Raw genomic sequence first — 667 nt, 5'->3', positions numbered from 1 at the left:
ATTTTAATGTTTCCTTGTAAAGTGTATCCATAATTTTTTAACACTCTTTCATCTATAGTAGCCATCTTCTCATTGCTTCAAGTGATAAGAAGTGGCTGCGATGTTAAGAGCTCTTACATCGGACGGGGTGTGTCGCTAAACTTCTCCCGTTGGCTGGGCAACCAGCCCAGCCTCTATTCTTTGTTGCTTTCCTTTCCCTTGTCTGGTGCTTCGAGTGTGATTTCTGTGGTGTATCCGCTTTGTTTCTCGTAGCGGTGGGTGACGGTTTCGGCTTTCCATGATCCATTGATTTCGCCGCGGAACCCTTGAAGAAGCAGTGGTTGGTCCGCCATGATTTCGGGGCACCCTTCAAGGGACAAAGAACCACTGCCCATGCTACGGCACAGCCGGTCTGATTCTGAGGCGGCAGCAGCTAAAGCCTCTTCCCTGCTGGTGTAGCAACAACGCAAACGACGCACAGGACCACTAAAGCCTGTCTGATGCTTGACTTGGCATTGTTGTCCTTGTGAGCGATCAAAATAACAGGCTTCAATGGTGCCGTATTGGGTGCGTGGCTCTAACGTGAATTCCCAACTGGAACAGTCATGCTTATGAAGTTCGAGTGCTGGTAAGTTAACTCCGCTTAAAAACAAAAACTTATTGTCCTTGATTAAAAAACGTGCCTGCA

1 pseudogene is annotated in these 667 nt (G+C 47.7%); it reads right to left on the bottom strand.

Annotation, left to right across the window (positions count from 1 at the left end):
- Nucleotides 1-173: 173 nt before the first annotated feature.
- Nucleotides 174-667, bottom strand: a pseudogene (locus J7R10_RS08385) (late control protein); the annotation flags it as partial.

This window comes from Bartonella vinsonii subsp. berkhoffii ATCC 51672 (assembly GCF_902825225.1).
In the GTDB taxonomy this organism is placed as follows: Bacteria; Pseudomonadota; Alphaproteobacteria; order Rhizobiales; family Rhizobiaceae; genus Bartonella; species Bartonella berkhoffii.
This window is presented reverse-complemented; position numbering and strand designations above follow the sequence as displayed.